Genomic DNA, 1,028 nt, shown 5'->3' on the forward strand with positions numbered 1-1,028 from the left:
AGGGGATCGACCCCGCGCTGGAGCTCGGCGTGCAGGGGGCGGGACTGTCGGGCGGGCAGGCGCAGCGGGTGGCCGTCGCCCGCGCCCTGTATCGCCAGGCAACGGCGTCCGGACGGGTGCTCGCACTCGATGAGCCGTCGAGTGCGCTCGACCCCGAGACCGAGGACCGGCTGTGGCGATCGTTGCGCGAGAAGGCGGATGCCGGGGCGACGATCCTCCTCGTCTCCCACCGTCGGACCGCACGGGAGATCGCGGATCAGATCGTGGCGCTGGGGGTGAACGCATGACTGCACCCCGCACAACCGATGCCGCGCATTCCCGCGGTCACCGGGTCGGCGCCATCCTGCGACTCGCGCAGCCGCCACTCGGCCGCTTCGTACCGGGACTGATCTGGGGTCTGCTCTCGGCCGCCGCCGCCGTGAGTCTGCTCGCGGTCAGCGGGTGGCTGATCGTGAGCGCCTCGATCGTCGATTCGCTGGTGCCGCTGTCGATCGCCGTCGTCGGTGTGCGCTTCTTCGCCGTCTCGCGCGCGGTCACCCGCTATCTGGAGCGCCTGAGCGGACACGATGCCGCGCTGCGTCAGCTCGCCTCGACTCGTGCCGACATGGTGCGCCGGCTGATCCCTCTGTCGCCGGCGGGACTCGGCTCGACGGACCGCGGGCAGGTGCTCGCAGCTCTCGTGGACGACGTCGAGAACCTGCAGAACCTGCCGCTGCGAGTGGTGCAGCCGCTCGGTGTGGCGGCGCTCGTCGCGGTCGGAGCGGTGGGCTTGCTCGCGTTCGTCTCGCCCCCGGCCGCCCTCGCTCTCGCGGTCTGCCTCCTGGCCGCCGCAGCTGCAGCGATCGGACTCGGTTGGGCGTTCGGCTCGCACGCCGAAGCACGGGTCTCGGAGCGTCGGGCAGAGCTCTCGGCAGCTCTCGTCGACTACCTCGGGAGCCTCGACGTGCTCATCGCCTACGGGGCGGAGCAACAGGCGCGGGCGCGGATCACCGCCGCCGATGCGGCTCTGCGACGCGTGGTCGACCGTG

Annotated in this window: 1 protein-coding gene and 1 pseudogene; both read left to right on the top strand. The window is 72.1% G+C overall.

All coding sequences use genetic code 11. The features are described from left to right. Window positions 1-287 (top strand): annotated as a pseudogene (locus DSP71_RS14190) (AAA family ATPase); the annotation flags it as partial. Beyond that, window positions 284-1,028, top strand: a 745-nt coding sequence (locus tag DSP71_RS14195; protein ID WP_258546452.1) for an ABC transporter transmembrane domain-containing protein, incomplete at its 3' end; no start/stop codon positions are given. The pseudogene DSP71_RS14190 and the gene DSP71_RS14195, both read left to right, overlap by 4 nt.

This window comes from Microbacterium sp. H6 (genome assembly GCF_003314775.1).
GTDB classification, from domain to species: domain Bacteria; phylum Actinomycetota; class Actinomycetes; order Actinomycetales; family Microbacteriaceae; genus Microbacterium; species Microbacterium oxydans.